The organism is Bacillus sp. S4, from assembly GCF_040838205.1.
GTDB lineage: Bacteria > Bacillota > Bacilli > Bacillales > Bacillaceae_G > Bacillus_A > Bacillus_A cereus_U.
Map to the genome: position 1 here is coordinate 1 of NZ_JBFPJI010000245.1, position 5,081 is coordinate 5,081.

Below are 5,081 nucleotides of genomic sequence, written 5' to 3' on the forward strand. Positions count from 1 at the left end.
ATATTTTACAATACAACCCATATTTTTTATAATTCGGTATTTCTCTTATGAATCCCCTAGTCATATGTCGTCAAAAGTGATAAGATGTTGAATTGTTAAGATAAGAACATTTTCTGAGTTATGGAGGAAATGTCATGAAGAAAGATAAAAGACACTCTATTCGAGAAGCAATGAAAAAGAACTTAAGAAAAGAATACTTTTATTTGAAAAAAGAATTACTTTTCTACTGTCCAATTGATCTAGGCACATTCTCAAGAGAGACATACTACGCTACTTTTGACCAAGATGGCATAAGTATTTATCAGTATGATAAAAAAACAGAAAGTAAATTAAAATTGTGTGAGCGTCATCCATGGAAGAGTTGGAATAAGGTAAAAGTTGATCACTATTTAACAACTTCTCAATTTATTTTCCAAGGTGAGCGAAATTGGATTTTATCCCTTTTCCAAAAAGGAAAAGAAGCTCAAAAAATAATTGAAGAACATACATCTTTACAAACGGAAGTTGTTTCCCGTCCGTTTTCCAAGAAACTTCCTGGTTTCCGTTCTGATACACCATTGAATAAATACATCGGTAGCATTTGTTACACTGCACTTATTGCATTTTTATTAAAATGGATGATTCCATTTCAAGCACCACAAATCGCCCTGTATTCTCTTTCAATTGGCTTTATGCTTCTTGGTTTACTTTGTCTTACAATTGGTCTAATCGAACCAACTATCGTACTATTTCGGACAAAAGAAAAAACAAGAACAAAAGTCTTTTACTTATATAGCTACTTAGCTATTTCTGGATTTATATGTGTCTTTATTTTTTGGTAAAAGAAGCCGTCCCAAAAGATCTTTTGGGACGGTTTTTCGTTAAGAATAGGTTGCTCTTATTGTCGCATTTTGTTATTAAGTCGATATAATTTCATTTACTATCGCAATCTTAACTAAAAAGCAAATAAAATCTATTCAAAAGTTATGCTTTGGGGATGTTTCCTTTACTTAACGTATAGTTGTTGATTCGGATAGATTTGCTCTTGTCGCAATCCATTCCTCACTTTAATTTCCTCAACTGTCATACTAAATTTCCGAGCAATGCCAACTAAAGTATCACCTTTTTGTACAACATATAGTGATGATGACACGACTTGATTTTTTTGTTCATTTAAAACAAGCAATGGATTCATCGCAGTCCTTTTCTCCATCGTCCATCTCCCTTGATGCACTTCTAAATGTAAATGCGCTCCTCGCGATTCTCCTGTATTCCCTACCTCTCCAATTAACTTTCCTTTTGAAATGGTATCCCCTTGAACTACATATCTCTTATTTAAATGCGCATAAACAGCCTCATATTCTCCATGTTTAATAAACACAACATTTCCATAACTACTTGAAAAATAAGACTTTGTCACCTTACCATTTTGAATAGCTGCAACAGGCGTTCCAATAGGCGCAGCTATATCAATACCATAGTGTTTCCCATGTCTTGTCCCAAAATAATCACTTATCTGCCCATCAACAGGCCATATCCACTGATTCTCTTCAGCGTAAACATGTAATTGAGATAAAAATAATATACTCAATATCACCACGCCACATTTTAACGCTTTCATATACATCCTCCGTTTTCTAATAACCGTCATACCTTCTCTATTGTGGGATATTACAGAAAAAAGTATACAAAAAAAGAAAGTGAATTACTCCACTTCCTTCTCTTCTTTATTACGAAAAACAAGTGCACTGCGGTTATATTCCACATCTTTCACTTGTAAACGTGCATTTATTACTCTAGCAAGCGCAAATAAATAATCAGATAACCTATTTACATACTTTAGAACAATTTCATTGGTTTCTCCTTCTTTTTGCAAGGACACTATACAACGTTCTGCTCTTCTTATAACTGTACGTGCAATGTGTAGTGCAGCCGATACCTCGCTACCGCCTGGTAAAATAAAACGCTCTAACGGCGGCGCTTCTTCTGTATACGAATCAATTCGTCTCTCTAAATACTCGACCATCTCTATCGTTACTTTATAAGGGATTTTCTTCTCTACTATTGCTAAATCCCCTCCACAATCAAATAGTTCATGTTGAATATTTTCAAGTTCGTTATAAATATTACGAAAACATTCCTCTTGCAATTTAGACATGGCATATCCGATATGAGAATTCGCCTCATCAATTGTGCCATAAGCTTCTACACGTATATGATCTTTATCCACTCGGCCACCTATGACACTCGTTTCCCCTTTATCACCTGTTTTTGTATAAAGTTTCATTTCATTATGGCACCTCTCTTTTTATTTTCATTCTGATTATTAAAGAAAAAAACTCTACCATTCTTTATTTAATTGCACTTACAAAAAAATAAAAAACAGTAGAGCTTTTATTCATGATTACCTAAAAAAACATATATATCTAAATTATACGATTTGGTAAATGTACAGAGAATATAGTTCCTTCTCCAACGACACTTGATACAGAAATCTTCCCGTCATGACCTTGAACAATATTTTTAGCAATCGCAAGCCCAAGTCCTGTACCAACTTTTTTCCCGCGCGTTCTCGCTTTATCAGCTTTATAGAATCGATCGAATAAGAACGGAATATCTTCTTCTGGAATACCAGCACCTGAATCTTGCACTTCGAAAGTAAGGCCACTATTTTTCGTATTAATTACAAGTGTAACATGGCCACCTGCATTTGTATGGCGGATTGCATTATCAATTAAATTCGTCAATACCTGTTCCATACGGTCTGCATCAAACGGATATCGTTCAATTGGACTTTGGAAATCCACTGTTAATTGGACTTCTTTATCCTTTGCAATCCCTTGGAATTTACGGCCAATTTTTTCGACAAATGGGTGAATATCTACTTCACCTATATGTAACTCTACATGCCCACTTTCCATACGAGCTAAATCTAATAGCTCATTTACAAGTTTACCTAAACGAACAGATTCATCATAAATAATTTGAACAAACTCATTAATTTCTTCTTTCGTTTGCACAATATCATCTAAAATTGCTTCACTATATCCTTGAAGCATTACCATCGGTGTACGAAGTTCATGTGATACATTTGCAATAAAGTCTTGACGCATTTTCTCAAGACGACGCTCCTCCGTCATATCTCGCAATACTGCTACAGCTCCGCGAATTTTTGTTTGATTGTAAAGCGGTGTCATAAGAACTACGTAGTTACCTTTTTGCAAATTAATTTCAACAACTTGTTGTTGCTCACTTTCTACAACGAGATGGAATAGTTCAACAAGTTCAGAAGGCAGTTTTTTACTTAACTCCACTTCTTTTTCTTCTTGCCAAACTTGTAAGAAATGCTCTGCCGGTGGGTTGATAACAACGACTTCACCTTCTTGATTTAACGTAATAACACCATCTGCCATACTACTCAAAATGCTAGCTAACTGCTCTTTTTCTTGCTGTAGGGCATTCATATTAAACTTCAACTGTTTCCCCATTTGATTTAAAGCAGTTGCAAGCTCACCAATTTCGTCCTGCGACACCATAGGGGCTTTCGTATCAAATTTCCCGCGCGCTACCTCAAATGCAACCTCACGCATTTTACGAAGCGGTGCCGTAATTCGAGTAGATAAGAAAAATGCAAAGAAAGTTGTTAAAATAATCGCAATCCCGGCTGATAAGAAAATAAAATCAGTCGTTCTCTCCATACCTTGTATTGGAACTTGCAATGATTCATATACAAACACCGCACTTTGATTTTTTGACTGTACTGGTTTCCCGACGATCATAATATCATTTTCAGTGTTCTTATTCTTCCTACTATTAGAAGCTTTTCTAATATTATTCTTAATATCCTTTTTATCTGTAAAAACAGCTGCTAATTCTTTATCATTTTTCAAATCATCTATTGTAAGAGTAACTAATCCTTCTTGTTTCGGCGAAGAAGAAATTTCCTTACCATCTTCTACAATGATAATCCTTGAAAGTGGATCAGAAAATTTGTAAGCAATATCCTCAATCGTTTTTACATCGGCACCTTCTTCAATTAATTCCGTGACACTTGTTGCAACTTTCTGAAGCCTAGCTTCACTCATATCAACATAATACGTTCTAAAAAACTGTGAAAGTAAAATAGCAACAAATCCAAGAACAAACGAAACGAGAAGTAATATGGTCATCCATAACTTCCCTACTACACTTCTCCAAAGCATCAGTCGTTCACAACCTCAAACTTGTAACCAACGCCCCAAACGGTAACAATCATCTTCGCTGCATCTGGTGATTGTTTACTTAACTTTTCACGTAAACGCTTTACATGCGTATCAACTGTACGTAAATCTCCGAAGAACTCATATTGCCATACTTCTTTTAACAATTGCTCACGGTCAAAAACTTTATCCGGAGCTTTCGCTAAGAATAATAGTAATTCATATTCTTTCGGTGTTAAGTTTACTTCATTGCCATCCGCTGTAACACGGTGCGCATCATTATCAATTGTTAAATGAGGGAACACAGTAACATCTTTCGTCGTTGTATCTTGTGTAAAGAATGTCGTTGGTACAGCGCGGCGTAATACCGCTTTCACACGAAGTACTACTTCACGCGGGCTAAACGGTTTTACAATATAATCATCAGTTCCAACTTCAAACCCTTGTACCCTATTTACTTCCTCACCTTTTGCTGTCAGCATAATAATTGGCGTCGCTTTCTTCTCACGAATCCCTTTACACACTTCGATACCATCTTTACCAGGCATCATAATATCCAATAGGATTAAATCATAATCATTTTGTAACGCCATTTCTAAAGCTGTATCACCATTATCCGCTTCTTCAATTGTGTATTGCTCTCTTTCTAAATACATCTTTAATAAACGACGAATACGATCCTCATCGTCTACAATTAAAATTCTTGATTCATTTTCCATTTCTACCCGCTGCGTATTTTTACCACAACGGTTTACACCTACCCTTCTACAATATAATGTTGCACCTATCCTCGTTTAATTAAGCATTTTTTAACGTTCCACTTCATATTATGCTTCACAAGAATAATAAAGTTTGTTCATTTTTTTTCCAAAACTATGTATTTTTTTTGAACAGTATATTTGG

Annotated in this window: 5 protein-coding genes; 1 reads left to right on the plus strand and 4 read right to left on the minus strand. The window is 35.2% G+C overall.

The window, feature by feature from the left end:
* The first annotated feature begins 134 nt into the window (after positions 1-134).
* On the plus strand, positions 135-821 hold the full coding sequence (locus AB3X48_RS17565) for a hypothetical protein (protein ID WP_002149409.1): 687 nt from the start codon (positions 135-137) through the stop codon (positions 819-821).
* Positions 822-985: 164 nt separating this feature from the next.
* On the opposite strand, the gene AB3X48_RS17570 is transcribed toward AB3X48_RS17565, so the two are convergent.
* The 4 genes from AB3X48_RS17570 to resD form a co-directional block, all read right to left on the minus strand.
* Complete coding sequence (locus tag AB3X48_RS17570; RefSeq protein WP_016104315.1) at positions 986-1,600, minus strand: peptidoglycan DD-metalloendopeptidase family protein; 615 nt, start codon at positions 1,598-1,600, stop codon at positions 986-988.
* Positions 1,601-1,684: 84 nt separating this feature from the next.
* On the minus strand, positions 1,685-2,266 hold the full coding sequence (locus AB3X48_RS17575; protein WP_002149412.1) for a cob(I)yrinic acid a,c-diamide adenosyltransferase: 582 nt from the start codon (positions 2,264-2,266) through the stop codon (positions 1,685-1,687).
* 139 nt (positions 2,267-2,405) lie between these two features.
* Entirely contained in the window at positions 2,406-4,181 is a 1,776-nt protein-coding gene (gene resE / locus AB3X48_RS17580) for a sensor histidine kinase ResE (protein WP_088098870.1), read from the minus strand.
* On the minus strand, positions 4,181-4,897 hold the full coding sequence (gene resD, locus AB3X48_RS17585) for a DNA-binding response regulator ResD (RefSeq protein ID WP_002158614.1): 717 nt from the start codon (positions 4,895-4,897) through the stop codon (positions 4,181-4,183). Before resD ends, resE begins: the two co-directional genes overlap by 1 nt.
* Positions 4,898-5,081: the final 184 nt, after the last annotated feature.